The organism is Flavobacterium sp. (genome assembly GCF_040402895.1).
GTDB lineage: Bacteria > Bacteroidota > Bacteroidia > Flavobacteriales > Flavobacteriaceae > Flavobacterium.
In genome coordinates this window covers 40,519-57,131 of the sequence record NZ_JBBALR010000002.1, presented here as the reverse complement: position 1 = coordinate 57,131, position 16,613 = coordinate 40,519, and the positions used below count along the sequence as shown (strand labels likewise).

The 16,613-nt window shown below is 31.8% G+C and carries 16 protein-coding genes; 9 read left to right on the top strand and 7 right to left on the bottom strand.

Annotation, left to right across the window (positions count from 1 at the left end):
- The first annotated feature begins 45 nt into the window (after positions 1-45).
- The 4 genes from pfkA to nhaA all read left to right on the top strand — a co-directional run bounded on the left by pfkA (position 46) and on the right by nhaA (position 4,354).
- Positions 46-1,032, top strand: a complete 987-nt coding sequence (gene pfkA / locus ABWP60_RS02320) for a 6-phosphofructokinase (RefSeq protein ID WP_353147946.1) — start codon at positions 46-48, stop codon at positions 1,030-1,032.
- An 83-nt stretch (positions 1,033-1,115) separates the two neighbouring features.
- The gene (gene gap, locus ABWP60_RS02315; protein ID WP_353147943.1) at positions 1,116-2,126 is read left to right on the top strand and encodes a type I glyceraldehyde-3-phosphate dehydrogenase; all 1,011 of its coding nucleotides are present in this window, start codon (positions 1,116-1,118) and stop codon (positions 2,124-2,126) included.
- 85 nt (positions 2,127-2,211) lie between these two features.
- Positions 2,212-3,063 (top strand): N-acetylglucosamine kinase, encoded by an 852-nt coding sequence (locus ABWP60_RS02310; protein WP_353147940.1) that lies wholly within the window; start codon positions 2,212-2,214, stop codon positions 3,061-3,063.
- 142 nt (positions 3,064-3,205) lie between these two features.
- Positions 3,206-4,354, top strand: coding sequence for a Na+/H+ antiporter NhaA (nhaA, locus tag ABWP60_RS02305; protein ID WP_353147937.1), 1,149 nt, complete (start codon positions 3,206-3,208; stop codon positions 4,352-4,354).
- A 7-nt stretch (positions 4,355-4,361) separates the two neighbouring features.
- On the opposite strand, the gene ABWP60_RS02300 is transcribed toward nhaA, so the two are convergent.
- From ABWP60_RS02300 to porX, 7 genes are all read right to left on the bottom strand, one after another.
- Complete coding sequence (locus tag ABWP60_RS02300; protein WP_353147934.1) at positions 4,362-4,943, bottom strand: hypothetical protein; 582 nt, start codon at positions 4,941-4,943, stop codon at positions 4,362-4,364.
- Positions 4,944-4,945: 2 nt separating this feature from the next.
- A complete protein-coding gene (locus ABWP60_RS02295; protein ID WP_353147931.1) occupies positions 4,946-6,121 on the bottom strand; it encodes a THUMP-like domain-containing protein in 1,176 nt (391 codons plus the stop codon).
- Positions 6,121-7,209, bottom strand: coding sequence for an AI-2E family transporter (locus ABWP60_RS02290; RefSeq protein WP_353147928.1), 1,089 nt, complete (start codon positions 7,207-7,209; stop codon positions 6,121-6,123). Before ABWP60_RS02290 ends, ABWP60_RS02295 begins: the two co-directional genes overlap by 1 nt.
- A 19-nt stretch (positions 7,210-7,228) precedes the next feature.
- Positions 7,229-8,425 carry an alanine dehydrogenase gene (locus tag ABWP60_RS02285; protein ID WP_353147925.1) on the bottom strand — a complete coding sequence of 399 codons (1,197 nt, stop codon included), beginning with the start codon at positions 8,423-8,425 and terminating at the stop codon, positions 7,229-7,231.
- A 189-nt stretch (positions 8,426-8,614) separates the two neighbouring features.
- A complete protein-coding gene (locus tag ABWP60_RS02280) occupies positions 8,615-9,052 on the bottom strand; it encodes a hypothetical protein (RefSeq protein ID WP_353147922.1) in 438 nt (145 codons plus the stop codon).
- 145 nt (positions 9,053-9,197) lie between these two features.
- The gene (gene tsaE, locus ABWP60_RS02275) at positions 9,198-9,614 is read right to left on the bottom strand and encodes a tRNA (adenosine(37)-N6)-threonylcarbamoyltransferase complex ATPase subunit type 1 TsaE (protein WP_353147919.1); all 417 of its coding nucleotides are present in this window, start codon (positions 9,612-9,614) and stop codon (positions 9,198-9,200) included.
- An 89-nt stretch (positions 9,615-9,703) separates the two neighbouring features.
- Positions 9,704-11,257, bottom strand: a complete 1,554-nt coding sequence (gene porX, locus ABWP60_RS02270) for a T9SS response regulator signal transducer PorX (RefSeq protein WP_353147916.1) — start codon at positions 11,255-11,257, stop codon at positions 9,704-9,706.
- Between the two features lie 222 nt (positions 11,258-11,479).
- Between porX and ABWP60_RS02265 the strand changes: the two genes are divergently transcribed.
- From ABWP60_RS02265 to efp, 5 genes are all read left to right on the top strand, one after another.
- A complete protein-coding gene (locus tag ABWP60_RS02265; protein ID WP_353147914.1) occupies positions 11,480-12,709 on the top strand; it encodes an HD domain-containing protein in 1,230 nt (409 codons plus the stop codon).
- A 25-nt stretch (positions 12,710-12,734) separates the two neighbouring features.
- The gene (gene lpxD, locus ABWP60_RS02260; RefSeq protein ID WP_353147911.1) at positions 12,735-13,754 is read left to right on the top strand and encodes a UDP-3-O-(3-hydroxymyristoyl)glucosamine N-acyltransferase; all 1,020 of its coding nucleotides are present in this window, start codon (positions 12,735-12,737) and stop codon (positions 13,752-13,754) included.
- Between the two features lie 4 nt (positions 13,755-13,758).
- Complete coding sequence (locus tag ABWP60_RS02255; protein WP_353147908.1) at positions 13,759-15,153, top strand: bifunctional UDP-3-O-[3-hydroxymyristoyl] N-acetylglucosamine deacetylase/3-hydroxyacyl-ACP dehydratase; 1,395 nt, start codon at positions 13,759-13,761, stop codon at positions 15,151-15,153.
- Between the two features lie 68 nt (positions 15,154-15,221).
- Positions 15,222-16,007: an acyl-ACP--UDP-N-acetylglucosamine O-acyltransferase gene (lpxA, locus tag ABWP60_RS02250; RefSeq protein WP_353147905.1), complete on the top strand. Its 786-nt coding sequence runs from the start codon at positions 15,222-15,224 to the stop codon at positions 16,005-16,007.
- A gap of 32 nt (positions 16,008-16,039) precedes the next feature.
- Complete coding sequence (gene efp, locus ABWP60_RS02245) at positions 16,040-16,600, top strand: elongation factor P (protein WP_353147902.1); 561 nt, start codon at positions 16,040-16,042, stop codon at positions 16,598-16,600.
- Positions 16,601-16,613 lie beyond the last annotated feature (13 nt).

Here is a 16,613-nt window from a genome sequence, read left to right as displayed (position 1 = left end):
TATGTAATTTCCTTTATTAATTTTACAAATAATATAGTATTAAATATGTCAACAGCAATTAAAAAAATTGGAGTTTTAACTTCAGGCGGAGATTCGCCAGGTATGAATGCAGCTATCAGAGCCGTTGTGCGTGCTTGTGCTTATTATAATATTGAGTGTGTTGGAATTTATCGTGGCTATCAAGGAATGATTGAAGGCGATTTTAAACCAATGGGACCACGTGACGTGAAAAACATTATTAACAAAGGTGGCACTATTTTAAAAACAGCGCGTTCAAAAGATTTTATGACTGTTGAAGGAAGAAAAACGGCTTATAATAATTTAAAAGCCAATGGTGTAGATTCATTAGTTGTTATTGGAGGTGACGGAACGTTTACTGGTGCAGAAAAATTTAATGAAGAATTTGGTTTTTCTGTAATTGGAATTCCTGGCACTATTGATAACGATATTTTTGGAACAAGTCATACTTTAGGTTACGATACCGCATTGAATACAGTTGTTGATTGCATTGATAAAATTAGAGATACAGCCAACTCACATAATCGTTTGTTTTTTGTAGAAGTAATGGGCAGAGATGCTGGTCATATTGCGTTAAACGCAGGAATTGGTGCAGGAGCAGAGGAAATTTTAATACCAGAAGAAGCTTTTGGTTTAGATCGTTTAGTAGATTCTTTGAAAAAAAGTAAAGAATCAGGAAAAACATCAAGTATTGTTGTCGTTTCTGAAGGGGATAAAATCGGTAAAAACGTTTTTGAGCTTAAAGATTTCGTAGAAGAAAACATGCCTGAATATGACGTACGTGTTTCGGTGCTCGGACATATGCAACGAGGAGGATCACCTTCTTGTTTTGATAGGGTTTTAGCTTCTCGATTAGGCGTAAAAGCAGTGGAAAGTTTATTAGAAGGTAAATCTAATTACATGGTTGGAATACAATATGACAAAATTTGTCTAACACCATTAGAACAAGCCATAAAAGGACAAAGTGAGATTGATTTAGAACTTGTAAAAGTTTCAGATATTGTTTCTTCATAATAAAAAAAAATATTTAATAGCAATACAAAATTTATAATTATTAACAAACAACAGGTTCCATCGGAATCAAATATTTAAATAGTATGTCAACAGTAAAAATTGGAATTAACGGATTTGGTAGAATTGGTAGAATTGTTTTTAGAGAAACATATAACAGAGGCAATGTAGAAGTTGTAGCCATTAACGATTTATTAGATGTAGATCATTTGGCTTATTTATTAAAATACGATTCAGTACACGGTCGTTTTGCTGGAAAAGTAGAAGTTAAGGATGGAAAATTATACGTAAACGATAAATATATTCGAGTAACTGCAGAAAGAGATCCAGCTCAAATTAAATGGGATGAGGCAGGAATCAACGCTGATGTAGTAGCAGAATGTACTGGTTTTTTTACCACTAAAGAAACAGCAAATGCTCATATTGTAGGGGGTGCAAAAAAAGTAATTATTTCAGCACCTTCAGCAGACGCTCCAATGTTTGTAATGGGTGTAAATCATGAAAAAGCAACTGCAGCAGATACTGTAGTTTCTAATGCATCATGTACTACAAACTGTTTGGCTCCTTTAGCAAAAGTAATTCATGATAATTTCGGAATTGTAGAAGGGTTAATGACAACAGTTCATGCATCTACTTCAACGCAAATGGTTGCTGATGGTCCTTCAAGAAAAGATTGGAGAGGTGGTCGTGCCGCTTCAGTAAATATTATTCCATCTTCAACAGGTGCTGCAAAAGCAGTAGGACAAGTAATTCCAGATTTAAATGGAAAATTAACTGGAATGTCTATGCGTGTGCCAACTGTTGATGTTTCTGTAGTAGATTTAACTGTGAAATTAGCTAAAGAAACTACCTATGCAGAAATTATGAGTGTATTGAAACACGCTTCAGAAACTTCTATGAAAGGTATTTTAGGATATACGGAAGATTTAGTTGTATCTCAAGATTTCGTATCAGACACGCGTACTTCAATTGTAGATGCTAATGCCGGAATTGGTTTAAATTCAACTTTCTTTAAATTGGTTTCTTGGTACGATAATGAATATGGATATTCTTCTAAACTAATCGATTTAGCAGTTCATATCAATGCTATAAAATAATAAAAAAATAAATACTTGAGTATAGAGAATAGAACTCAAAATCTATTTTCTATACTCAATTTCTATACTCAATATTCAAAAAAAAATGAAATTACTTGTAGACAGTGGTTCCACTAAAGCAGATTGGATTGCCATAGACACAAACGGTAAGATAATATTTACCACACAATCTTTAGGATTAAATCCAGAAGTTTTAACTAAAGAAGAAATAATTTCCCGTTTAGAAGATAAATTTGATATCTCACATAACAAAGAAAAAGTAGCACATTTGTTCTTTTATGGCGCAGGATGCGGAACTGATAGAATGAAAAACTTTTTAACAGAGGTTTTTCAGGAATATTTTAAAAATGCTGCTGTAGCTGTTTTTGAAGATACCTACGCTGCTGTATTTGCTACTACTCCTAAAAATCAAGAAGCGATTGTTTGTATTTTAGGAACAGGTTCAAATTGTAGTTATTTTGATGGGCAAATTTTACATCAAAAAGTACAGTCGTTGGGTTATATGGCTATGGATGATTGTAGTGGAAATAGATTTGGTCGTCATTTATTACGTGGTTATTATTTTAATAAAATGCCTGCGAATTTGGCCACAGAATTTGAAAAAGAATTTAATGTTGAACCAGATGCAGTTAAAGAAAATTTATACAAGAAACCTAACCCAAATGCCTATTTAGCTAAGTATGCTAAGTTTTTAATTAAACACAAAAATACCGATTTTTGCCAAAAATACATTAGAGAAGAATTGGTTTCTTTTATTGAAAATTATATTATGCAGTTTGATAATTGTAAAGAAGTTCCTGTTCATTTTGTTGGTTCTATTGCTTTTTATTTAAAAGAGGAATTAGAAGCCGTTTTAAATGAATACGGAATCAAAATAGGGAATGTATTGAGACGTCCAATAGACGGATTAATAGAATTTCACGTCGCTAATAGTTAATAAATATTAGTAAAAGTTAATTTGTTTTAAAAGCCCAAGTAGCGAAAGTTACTTGGGCTTTTTGTATATTAGTGATATGATTTCGTTTACCTACTATTCTTTACGGGTAAAATAGAGTATTTTTGCAGTATAAATAGAAAGAATGAAAGTAACACAAGTATATAAAGATTTTTTTGAAAGTGAAAAACTTGGCGGATTGATTTTATTGGTTTGCACCATCACGTCATTATTACTGGCTAATTCTGCTTTTGGAGAAAGTTACCATCATTTTTGGTTAACCGAGTTTTCAGGTAAATCGATAGAATATTGGATTAACGATGGCTTAATGACTATTTTCTTCTTATTAATTGGCCTAGAATTAGAAAGAGAAATCTATCAAGGCGAATTGTCTAATATTAAAGATGCCTTATTGCCTATATTTGCTGCTATTGGAGGAATGGCAATTCCTGCTGGAATATATTTAGCATTTAATTTTGATACGGTTACGCAATCCGGTGCAGGAATACCTATGGCAACAGATATTGCTTTTGCTATTGGAATTTTATCTTTAATAGGAAATCGAGTGCCTTTGTCTTTAAAAATATTTTTAACTGCTTTAGCCGTTATTGACGATTTAGGAGCCATTTTAATTATTGCCATTTTTTATACGAAAACTATTTTGTGGAGCAATTTAGTCATGGCTTTAGGCCTATTTTTATTTCTTTATGTTTTGGGTAAATATTTTAAAGTTAAAAACCTTCTTCCTTATTTAATTGGTGGGATTTTTATGTGGTATTTTATGTTGCATTCTGGTGTACACGCTACAATCACAGGTGTACTATTAGCTTTTGCTATTCCGTTTGGAAATGGTGGAACTAAATCTACTTCTTATATTTTACAACATATTTTACATAAACCTGTGGCGTTTATAATCTTGCCTATTTTTGCCTTAGCGAATACCGCTATTGTAATGAATGGTAATTTAGCTGAAGTTGTTACGGAAAATTATAGTTTAGGCGTTGCGTTGGGCTTGGTTGTAGGAAAACCATTAGGTATTTTTATTCTCACTTTTCTGGTTGTAAAAATAGGTTGGTGTCAACTTCCAAGTGATATGAATTGGAAATCCATTTTAGGTGTTGGGTTTTTAGGCGGAATTGGCTTTACAATGTCTATTTTTATTACACTTTTAGCGTTTGATAACCCAATAATTATTAATAACACCAAATTAATAATTGTGCTTTCTTCTTTAATTGCAGGGGTATTTGGGTTTTTATTTTTAAAAATTACATTAAAACCAAAAACAAAAGTCTAATCTTTTATTAGATACCCAAGCACTTTAAGTTATTTATAAAATAAGAATCAGGATTCGATTTTTCTTTATAAATTTCAGAATCAAGCTCTGGTTTAATTACAAAATTCACATCACCAGTTGCGGCAGCAATTTTAATTAAATACACTTTCGACGTTTTTAAATCTTCAAAATTTTCAGGAGTAAAATAAAAGAAACCAGACAAAATTCGCAGGTTATTTTTTTCTACAGCATCGTATTGCAATTCGTTACACGTTTCAGTATCTGAAGAATTTATAAGCTTAACTTGTTTTCCATTCGCCATTTCTAAATATATTTTCGTGCTTTTGTCAATGCATATTGGAGATAAAAAATCTTTACTTTTTTGTAAGTATTGAAAGTTTAAGCCAATGAAACCATCTACATTAAAAAGCTTAAAAGTTAAAAAAGAAGTAGTGTTTCCAAAAACACTTTCATCAACAATTTTATCTTTCAAAACACGTGTGTTGCTGGTATCTGTAGCTACGTCAATTTCATATTCGCAAGGTTTGTCTTGTGAAAACGTAAATTGGGTTAAAAAAAGTAAAACAGTTATTTTTAAGGCTAAATTCATCTTTAAATTTTTGTGCAAATTAATATAATCTTTTCGTTATTTATGTTGGTGGTAAAAAAAGCATAAACAGTACCACCGTCTGCAATTTTATATTTTTTTCTAATTTCTTCAACAGTTAAAGGGAAATTACGAGTGGTAATATTCATCTTCTTACCTTCAAGGTGCTTTTTAAGATTTTCTTTTTTAAACGGAATCATTTCATTAATAATAAATCGTCTTCCAGGAAAATCTATTAATTCTATATGGGTAAATAAATGCGAATGCGGATGTAATTTAGAAACATGCAGCGCATCGCACAAATAATCTACACCACCAGATTTTAGTAAAGGTGCATTTGGTTCATACAAAAATTCTTGGGGTAAACTAAAGCGAGCGGGTGTATGGTTTCCTAAAATAAAAGCATTATAATCTGTTTTTTCCTTTTGAATGTTTACGGCTAATAGTTCAATTTCATCATCATATCCTTTTTCTAAAAGCCATAGAATTTCTTTTACTTCGTTTTCAATGGCTACGATATGAATGGCTTTTATGTTCTCTAATTCCATACAACCCGAAGTAATATCTAATATTGGCGCAGTTTTTATTAAAATGGAATTACTTTTAGAAAAATATAATTTTAAATTTTCAGGCACATTTGGCAAACAATCTTTAAGTAAAAACACTTTTCCTTTTACATCACTTCGTCTGCTTGGATCAATATAAATCCAATCAAAAGTACTGTCGGATTGCATTAAAACATCGGTGCTGTTTTGTGCCAAACAAGTAATGTTAGTTACGTTTAACACACTATAATTATGTTGAACCATTTCAGAAAGTGCCGCGTTTCTTTCACAATGAATAACTCGCTCAAATTTTTTCGAAAAATAATAATCATCCACGCCAAAACCACCGGTTAAGTCAATCAGTGAGGTGCCAGAAATTAATTCAGATTTGTATTTGGCAGTTATCTCAGAAGAGGTTTGCTCTATGGAAAGACTTGGCGGATAGTAAATGTTATCCGTGTTAAACCAAGTTGGAAGTTTATGTTGCGATTTATTTTTAGAAACAATTTGATTGATAATTTCTTTCCAATCTACTTCAGGAAAAGGGTTTTTAGATAACGCTAATTTTGAAATATTGGATTGTAAAGAATTATGAATGTATTCTTGAATTTCGGCGGAAAGAAGAGATAGCTGCATTACAAACCTTTGGTTACTATTTGAATAAAAGTACTTTTAGGATAAAACTCTTTCAGTACTACTTTTAAAGCCGTGTAAACTGGAATGGCAATAATCATTCCTAATATCCCTAAAAGTGTACCAGAAATTAATGTTACCAAAAATATTTCTAAAGGATGCGAATTCGTGCTTTTAGAAAAAATAATGGGTTGGCTTACATTATTATCAATAAGTTGTACAATAAAATACCCAATGATAACGTATAATGTGGTGGGCATTACTACCAATTGAAAATCTTCGTGAATGTGCCCTAATATGGTTAAAAACGCCGTCATTACTAAAGCAATTATGGGTCCGATATAAGGTATAATGTTTAAAATAGCGCCTAAAAAGGCAATAATAAACGCATTTTCTACACCAAAAATTAATAATACAATTAAGTACATTACAAATACCAATAATAGCTGTGTTAATAAGCCAATCGTGTATTTAGATAGCATATTTTTTATACGCAAAAGCGAAGCTAAAATGCGCCATCTGTGGTTCGCAGGTAAAACGGCTCGTAAATTTGTTGTAATAAGTTTTTGATCTTTCAATAAGAAGAAACAAATAAAAAATATCGAAAAAATAGCCATTCCAAAATTTCCTATAGAACCAATTATCGAATTCAAGATATCGGTAATAAAATTAAAATTGAACGATTGTGTAATCTTCTGAATGTCTATTAATTTTTTATACTGAATATCATAGGTTTGCAACCAAACATCTACTTGATTGATAAATAATACAGAATTTTTTTCTAAAGCCACCATATCAAGCAACGCTAAATTTTTACTCTGACTAACTATTAAAGGCACAAATAATAATAAGATGCCAAACGCTAAAACAATAAACAGTGTTAATGACAAGATAATAGCTAAAATAGGAGGAAAGCGTAACTTTTTTTGCAAAAAATCAGAAATGGGTTGCGCCACAAAACTTAATAAAATCGCTACAATAACATAAATTAATACCGACGAAATTACTCCAATTATATAGCCCAAAAACACTATGCCTGCAAGTATAAAAAGCGTGCGAAGTAAAGCATTAGAAATGTTTTTAGATGTCATTTTGTAATGGGTAATTGAATTAAAAAACAATTAAATTAATGTCTCTATGTTCCAATTGAAACCAATCGGCGATGGATTTATTGGTTAAAATTCCGTGGTAAAAATAGATACCATTTTTCAATCCTTTATTGCAACGAATTGCCGTTTCAATCCCACCATCTTCAGCAATGTTAATTAATGTTGGCGTGATAATATTACTAATTGATATACTTGCGGTTTTAGAATAGCGTGAAGGAATATTCGGCACACAATAATGAATGACATTGTTTTTTATAAAGGTAGGGTGTTCGTGCGTGGTAATTTCTGAGGTTTCAAAACAACCACCCGTATCAATACTTACATCAACAATTACGGCCCCTTTTTTCATATGTTCTACCATTGTTTCTGTAACTACAATGGGTGTTCTATTTTCCCCTTTTAAGGCCCCAATAGCTACATCACATCTTCGCAACGCTTTTAATAAGGCTTTATCGTGAATGGTAGAGGTAAATATTCTTTGGTTTAATGTATTTTGTAATCGTCGTAATTTTGTAATTGAATTGTCAAATACTTTTACGTTAGCGCCTAAGCTTAATGCAGTTCGTACGGCATATTCGGCAACCGTTCCTGCACCTAAAATAACAACTTCAGTAGGAGGTACGCCTGTTATGTTTCCAAAAAGTAATCCTTTACCATCATTATTATTAATCATTAATTCGGCGGCAATTAAAACCGAGGCCGTTCCTGCAATTTCACTTAACGATTTTACTGCTGGATACGAACCATCGCTGTCTTTAATAAATTCAAATGCTAATGAGGTGATTTTCTTTTTGGTAAGCGCTTCAAAATATTCTTTTTTCTGTGTTTTTAATTGAATGGCTGAAATCAGAATGGCTTCTAAGTTCATCATTTCAATTTCTTCTAAAGTAGGCGGTTCTACTTTTAAAAGTATAGGACAAGAAAATACTTTTTTGGTATCTTGTGTTATTTCTGCGCCTGCATTTGCATATTCTTTATCAGAAAAACTGGCATTTTTACCCGCATCACTTTCAATCATCACACGGTGTCCGTGACTTACCAATGAACTCACCGCATCGGGCGTTAAACAAATACGACGCTCTTGGTAGGAAGTTTCTTTAGGAATCCCTATAAACAATTCACTTTTGTGTTTGCCAACTTCCAATTTTTCTTCTTGCGGAAGCAATTGTTTGGCTGAAAATGGAGTATAGATTGACATACGTGTTTTGATTTTGTAGCCAAATTAAGTAATTTTCTATTAAGTTACAAGCCAGCAGCTAAATAATATAGGAAACCAATGGTTTGAGATGCTGAAACAAGTTTAGAATGAGAGGTTTTTATAATCATTTTTAATAACAATTCTCTTTTTCCGTTGAGTCACTGACTAATTACAAAGCAACACTAAAATTTAAAAATTTATTACATAAGATGCTGAAGCACCGGTCATAGTTGTTTTTAAAGTAAAGGGGTCTCCATTTTTTGATACATGTATTTCAATAGTTGGAGTTCCGCCTTGATAATTGCCTATTTGTACTTTACATGTAAATCCTTTATTGACTGGGCCGTATGTTTGATTCCAATTACTTGTTTGAAGACCATTATTACTATATGTCCCATCAGGAGTAGAGGCAGTCCAGTTACTAAAACGACCATAAGGACTTGGAGCTTTTATATTATATTTTATATAGTAATTGTCATTGTTATTTTGCTGACTATCATCTTTATCACAAGAATAAAAAGTAATAATGGAAAATAGGCCAATTGTAAGAAACAATATATTAAAGATCCCTATCTTTTTAAAATGAGATTTCATGTAATTTATAAGTTTTATTTGATTGTTTTTCATTTTTCAAAACTTGATTTATGTATCCAAATAACGTTCTACAACTAAACGCAGTATTTCATTTTGGTGCAGTACAGCTGTTTTGCGCTATTATTAAAATCAAATATAATAAATTATTTTGAAACGTTTTTATAAGGATAACCCTGTTTTAATCATTATTTAACAACAATTCTCTTTTGCCATTGGGAAGCGTCCTCATTACAATAGACGCATGGTCGAATGGTAATAAATGCGGTATTTTTTCTGGCCATTCAATAAAGCACCAATTTCCCGAATAAAAATACTCGTCAATTCCCATGTCGTAAGCTTCCATTTCAGTGTTTAGTCGATACAAATCGAAATGATAAATGGTTTCACCCGTTTCCGATTCGTATTCGTTAACTAACGAAAATGTTGGGCTGCTTGAATTTCCTATAACGCCTAATTCTTTTACTATTTCCTTAATTAAAGTAGTCTTACCCACGCCCATTGTGGCATGAAAAGTAATTACTTTTTTTAAACTTGGCGTAGCAAGAATTTCTTTAGCTACTTTATTTATTTCTTCTAATGTGAATGTGGCAGTCATTATTTTTGGTTAAGGGTTAAGGGTTAAGGGTTAAGGGTTAAGGGTTTGGCTTTCACCTTTTACCTCATACCCAAAACCTTTTACCTATTCTACTTTGGATTCAAAACTATACACGGAATAATCATTTCTTCTAACGAAATACCACCGTGCTGATACGTATTTCTATAATAACTTACATAATGATTAAAGTTGTTTACATAGGCTAAAAAGAAATCGCTTTTGGCAAATATATACGAACTGGTCATATTTATTGTGGGTAAACCTATTTTTTTAGGATCTTTTACAGCATAAACATCTTTTTCTTCATACGTTAAACTTCTACCTGTTTTGTATCGTAAATTTAAACTGGTGTTTTTATCGCCAATCACTTTCGATGGATTTTTGCAGTTAATCGTACCGTGGTCGGTAGTAATAATAAGTTTAAAACCCATTTGTTGTGCTTGTTGAATCATTTCTAATAAAGGCGAATTTTTAAACCAACTTAACGTTAAAGAACGATACGCTTTGTCATTAGACGCCAATTCTTTTACCACATCCATTTCGGTTTTAGCGTGTGATAACATATCTACAAAATTGTACACAATAGTAGTTAAATCGTTGTTTTTGCACGATTTAAAATTATCTACCAACTTCTTACCATCACGTAAATTGGTAATTTTATAGTATTCGCTTTTAATGTTTAAGCCCAAACGTTTTAGTTGTTCGTTTAAAAAATCAGCTTCGTGCATGTTTTTTCCACCTTCATCGGTATCGTTTTTCCAATATTGTGGATATTTCTTTTCCATTTCTAACGGCAACAATCCTGCGAAAATAGCATTTCGGGCATATTGTGTAGCGGTTGGTAAAATAGAGTAGTAGTTCACTTCCTTTTCAGGCTTGTAATGATTGAATACTATACTTTCGAAAATTTTCCATTGATCCAAACGCAAGTTGTCGATAACTACAAACAGAATAGGCTTGTCTTTCTTACGAATTTCGGGTGCTACTAATTCACCAAATAATTTATGCGATAAAATCGGTTTGTCTGCTTTTTCATCGAACCAATCTTCGTAATTGCGTTCAATAAATTTTCCAAATTGCAAATTGGCTTCCGCTTTTTGGCTTTCTAAAATTTGAATTAAATTATGGTCTTCAATGGTTTCCAATTCTATTTCCCAATACACTAATTTTCTGTAAAATTCTGCCCATTCATCAAACGAATTTACCATAGACATTTCCATAGCAATTTTTCTAAATTCTTTCTGATAATCCAAAGTGGTTTTTTCAGAAATTAAACGCGAATGGTCTAAATTTTTCTTTAAACTCAATAAAATCTGATTCGGATTTACGGGTTTTATTAAGTAATCGGCAATTTTACTACCAATAGCTTCTTCCATAATGTATTCTTCCTCACTTTTTGTAATCATAATTACAGGTGTAGAAGATTTGAACTCTTTCATTTCCGATAGCGTTTCTAAACCCGAAAGTCCTGGCATATTTTCATCTAAAAAAACCACATCAAAAGCGGTTTCTTTGTATAAGTCAATCGCGTCTTGTCCGTTGTTACAAGTAGTAACGGTATAGTTTTTCTTTTCTAAAAATAAGATATGTGGCTTCAATAAGTCAATTTCGTCGTCTACCCAAAGTATTTTTATATTGTTCATCGTATGTTGGATTTAAAAGTGCAAGTTACTATATCTTAAACGTAAAATTTCTTAAAAATTGTGTAAAATTTTGAAATTTTTGAAAATTCAAATCTACACTTTCAAAAAACGTATAAGTAAAATGTTCCAAAGCCTTCTGTTTTTAAGTTCAACAAACTCATATTAAAACAATAAAAAACTTATTCTATTTTTTCTTACATTTGTTACACAAAAACATATCTTGTGAGCCAAATTAATAAATTAAAAATACTCAACGATCCAATTTATGGTTTCATCACCATCCCCAATACTTTACTTTACGATTTAATTCAGCATCCGTATTTTCAGCGATTGCGACGAATTTCTCAAATGGGTATGTCTTATTTGGTCTATCCAGGTGCGCACCATACCCGTTTTCATCACGCGTTAGGGTGTTTGCATATTATGCAAAATGCGGTACAAACTTTGAAATTTAAAGGTGTAGCCATTTCTGATGAAGAAGAAAATGCATTATATATAGCGATATTATTACACGATATTGGTCACGGACCTTTTAGTCATGCTCTAGAAAATAGTGTATTGGAAGAAGTACATCACGAAGAATTGTCGTTGTTATTCATGGAACAATTAAATAAGGAATTTGACGGTAAACTAGCGTTAGCTATCCAAGTTTTTAAAGGTGAATACCATAGAAAATTTATGTTGCAATTGATTTCCAGTCAGTTAGACATGGATCGAATGGATTACTTGAAACGCGATAGTTTTTATACCGGTGTGAATGAAGGAAACGTAAATAGCGAACGATTAATTCAAATGCTAAACGTACAAGATGACGTGCTGGTAATGGAAGAAAAAGGAATTTATTCTATAGAAAAGTTTCTAATGGCGCGCCGATTGATGTATTGGCAAGCGTATTTGCATAAAACCAGCGTTGTAGCCGAATTAACATTGACAAAGATATTAAAACGAGCAAAAGAACTTACATCAAGAGGTGAGGTGTTATTTGGAAGTCCGTTTTTATTGTTCTTTTTAAACCATAAAATTGAATTAAAACAAATAGATAAAACCATCTTAGATACGTTTTCTAATTTAGATGATTACGATGTGTTAGGAGCTATAAAACAATGGCAATTTCACGATGATTTTGTGCTGAGTTCTTTAAGTAAAATGGTTATTAATAGAAATCTATTAAAGATTGAATTAACAGAAGATAAAATAAACAAAATCAAGTTGTTAGAATTGAAAGAAAAGTACACAAAACTATATAATCTTTCCGACAAAGATGTGGACTATTTTGTTTTCAAAGGGAAAATAAAAAATGAGGCCTATAGCAAATCTTCGGAGCCAATTAGGATATTAAAAAAGGATAAAACAATTGAAAATGTGGTAGCCGCTTCCGATCAAATGCATTTAAAAGCATTGTCTAAAACCATCGTTAAATATTTTATTTGTTATCCTAAAGCGGTAGATTAAGGTTAATTTTTATATTTTTGCAAAGATGAAATTTACAGCAGAACAAATAGCAGGCATTTTAGATGGAGAAGTTTTTGGAAATCCAGATGCTGAAGTATATAAATTAGCTAAAATAGAGGAAGGAACAGAAGGTTCGCTAACTTTTTTAGCTAACACTAAGTATTCCAATTATTTATACGGTACAAACGCCACAATAGTTATTGTAAATAAATCATATGAACTTGAAAATGAAGTAAGAGCCACATTGATTAAAGTCGATGATGCGTACAGTTCTTTTTCAAAATTATTAGAATATTACAATCAAATTAAACTAATGAAATCGGGTATAGAGCAACCTTCTATAATTTCGGAAGGTGTAACTTATGGAGACAATTTATATTTAGGTAGTTTTTGCTACATTGGTAAAAACGTACGAATTGGAAATAATGTAAAAATATATCCAAATAGTTTTATTGGCGATAATGTAACAATTGGCGATAATTGTGTCTTTTTTGCAGGAGTGAGGGTATATTCTGAAACAGAAATAGGCAATCATGTAACCATTCATTCCGGATCCATTATTGGTTCAGATGGATTTGGTTTTGCACCACAAGAAGATGGTTCGTTTACAAAAATTCCACAAATTGGAAATGTTGTAATTGAAGATTATGTAGAAATTGGTTCGTGTTCTACAGTAGATAGAGCTACATTAGGTACAACGTATATCAGAAGAGGTGTAAAGTTAGACAACCAAATTCAAGTAGCACATAATGTGGAAATTGGTGAAAATACCGTAATTGCGGCTCAAACTGGCATTGCAGGTTCTACCAAAATTGGTAAAAACTGTATGATTGGCGGCCAAGTAGGTATTGCAGGGCATATTACCATTGGAAATTATGTAAAAATACAAGCACAATCAGGTATAGGAAAAAGTTTAAAAGACGGAGAAGTAGTACAAGGAAGTCCAGCATTTAATTATGGCGATTTTGCGAAGTCTTTTGTCCATTTTAAAAACTTACCTAAAATCGTTAATGAAATTGAAGAATTAAAAAAGAATAATAAATAAAATCATGTTAAAACAAACAACTCTTAAAAGCGAAATTTCTTTAAAAGGTGTCGGACTTCATACAGGTCAGGAAGTTACAATTACTTTCAAACCCGCACCAATTAATAATGGTTTTACATTTGTACGTGTCGATTTAGAAGGAAGCCCAATAATTGAAGCCGATGCAAATTATGTAGTAAACACGCAACGTGGAACTAATTTAGAGAAATTAGGAGTAATGATTCAAACTCCTGAACATGTTTTGGCAGCTTTAGTAGGTTGTGATTTAGATAATGTGATAATTGAATTAAATTCATCAGAATTACCTATTATGGATGGTTCTTCCAAATATTTTGTAGAAGCATTAGAAAAAGTAGGTTGTGTTGAGCAAGAAGCCGAACGAAAAATATATGTTGTAAAAGATGTCATTTCATATTTAGATGAAGCTACAGGTAGCGAAATTACAATAATACCAAGTGATAGTTATTGTGTTACTGCAATGGTTGATTTTGGTACAAAAGTATTAGGAACACAAAATGCAAACATGAAAAACATTTCTGATTTTAAAACGGAAATTGCAGAATGTAGAACATTTAGTTTCTTACATGAATTAGAAGCACTATTAAATAACGGATTAATTAAAGGTGGCGATTTAAATAATGCCATAGTATACGTAGATAAAGAAATTTCTGACGAAACAATGGCTAATTTAAAAAAGGCCTTTAACAAAGAACATATTTCTGTAAAAGAAAACGGAATTTTAGATAATTTAACGTTGCATCATCCAAACGAAGCGGCTCGTCATAAATTATTAGATATAGTGGGCGATTTATCTTTAATTGGAAGAAGAATTCAAGGAAAGGTAATTGCCACTAAACCAGGACATTTTGTAAACACACAGTTTGCTAAAAAAGTTTCAAAAATTATTAAATTGGAAGAGAAAAATCAAATTCCAGTTTACGATTTACATAAAGATCCGGTATTAGATATCCATGGAATTATGGATTTACTACCTCACAGACCACCGTTTTTATTAGTAGATAAAATTTTAGAATTATCTGAAACGCATGTAGTAGGCCTAAAAAACGTAACTATGAATGAACCTTTCTTTATAGGACATTTTCCAGGTGCACCAGTAATGCCTGGTGTGTTGCAAGTAGAAGCTATGGCACAAACGGGTGGTATTTTAATTTTAAGCACGGTACCAGATCCAGAAAATTATCTTACATTCTTTATGAAAATTGATAATGTAAAATTCAAACAAAAAGTGTTACCAGGTGATACCATCGTTTTTAAATGCGAATTAATTACACCTATTAGAAGAGGAATTTGCCACATGCAAGCGTATGCATATGCCAACGGTAAATTGGTTTCTGAAGCCGAATTAATGGCACAAATTGTAAAAGTAAAAAACGATTAAATATAAAATCCATTGTTTAAATTTGTTTAATCATTGAAAAACATTCGGAAATAAAATAATAAAAATATATGAATCAACCTTTAGCATACGTTCATCCAGGGGCAAAAATTGCAAGAAATGTAGTTATTGATCCGTTTACTACCATTCATAACAATGTAGAAATTGGTGAAGGAACTTGGATAGGCTCTAACGTAACCATTATGGAAGGCGCAAGAATTGGTAAAAATTGTAATATTTTCCCAGGAGCTGTTATATCTGCCGTACCACAAGATTTAAAGTTTGGCGGTGAAGATTCTTTAGCAATAATAGGTGATAACACTACAATCAGAGAATGTGTAACCATTAATCGAGGAACTGTTGCAGCAGGAAAAACGGTAATTGGCAAAAATTGTTTAATTATGGCAACCGCACATATTGCGCATGATTGTATGATTGGTGACAATGCTATTATTGTAAATGGTGTGGCTTTAGCAGGTCATGTTACGGTTGGACAATTTGCAGTTATTGGTGGTTTGGCTGCCGTACATCAGTTTATCTCCATTGGAGACCACGCAATGGTTTCTGGTGGAAGTCTAGTAAGAAAAGATGTACCACCTTTTTCAAAAGCAGCAAAAGAACCTTTATCTTATGTAGGTATTAATTCTGTTGGCTTAAGAAGAAGAGGATTTACCACAGAAAAAATCAAAGAAATTCAAGATATATACCGTATTTTATATCAGAAAAATTATAATACCTCTCAAGCATTAAGTATTATTGAAGCCGAAATGGAAGCAACACCAGAAAGAGATGAAATTTTAGATTTTATTAGAAACTCTTCTCGCGGAATCATGAAAGGCTACACAGGAAGCGTTTAAAAAAAATAGGAACATAATTAAAAACAAACAAAATGGCAAGTACATCAGATATTAGAAATGGTTTATGTATTAAATTTAACCACGACATTTATAAAATCATCGAATTCTTACACGTAAAACCAGGTAAAGGTCCTGCTTTTGTAAGAACAAAATTAAAATCGTTAACTAACGGAAAAGTATTAGACAATACGTTTTCTGCAGGTCATAAAATAGATGTAGTGCGTGTAGAAACACAAACGTACCAATTTTTATATCCCGAAGGAAATGAATTTCACTTTATGAATATCGAATCTTTTGAACAAATTACTTTAAATAGAAATATTTTAGATGCACCAGATTTATTAAAAGAAGGTGAAAATGTAATGATTCAAATCAACACAGAAACTGATTTACCTCTTTCTGTAGATATGGCAGCTTCTGTAATTTTAGAAGTAACTTATACCGAACCAGGTTTAAAAGGAAATACAGCTACAAATGCTACCAAACCAGCAACAGTAGAAACCGGTGCTAGCATTAATGTACCTTTATTTATTAATGAGGGTGATAAAATTAAAATTGATACCGCATCTGGTAAATACATGGAAAGAGTTTAACATAGTATTATGT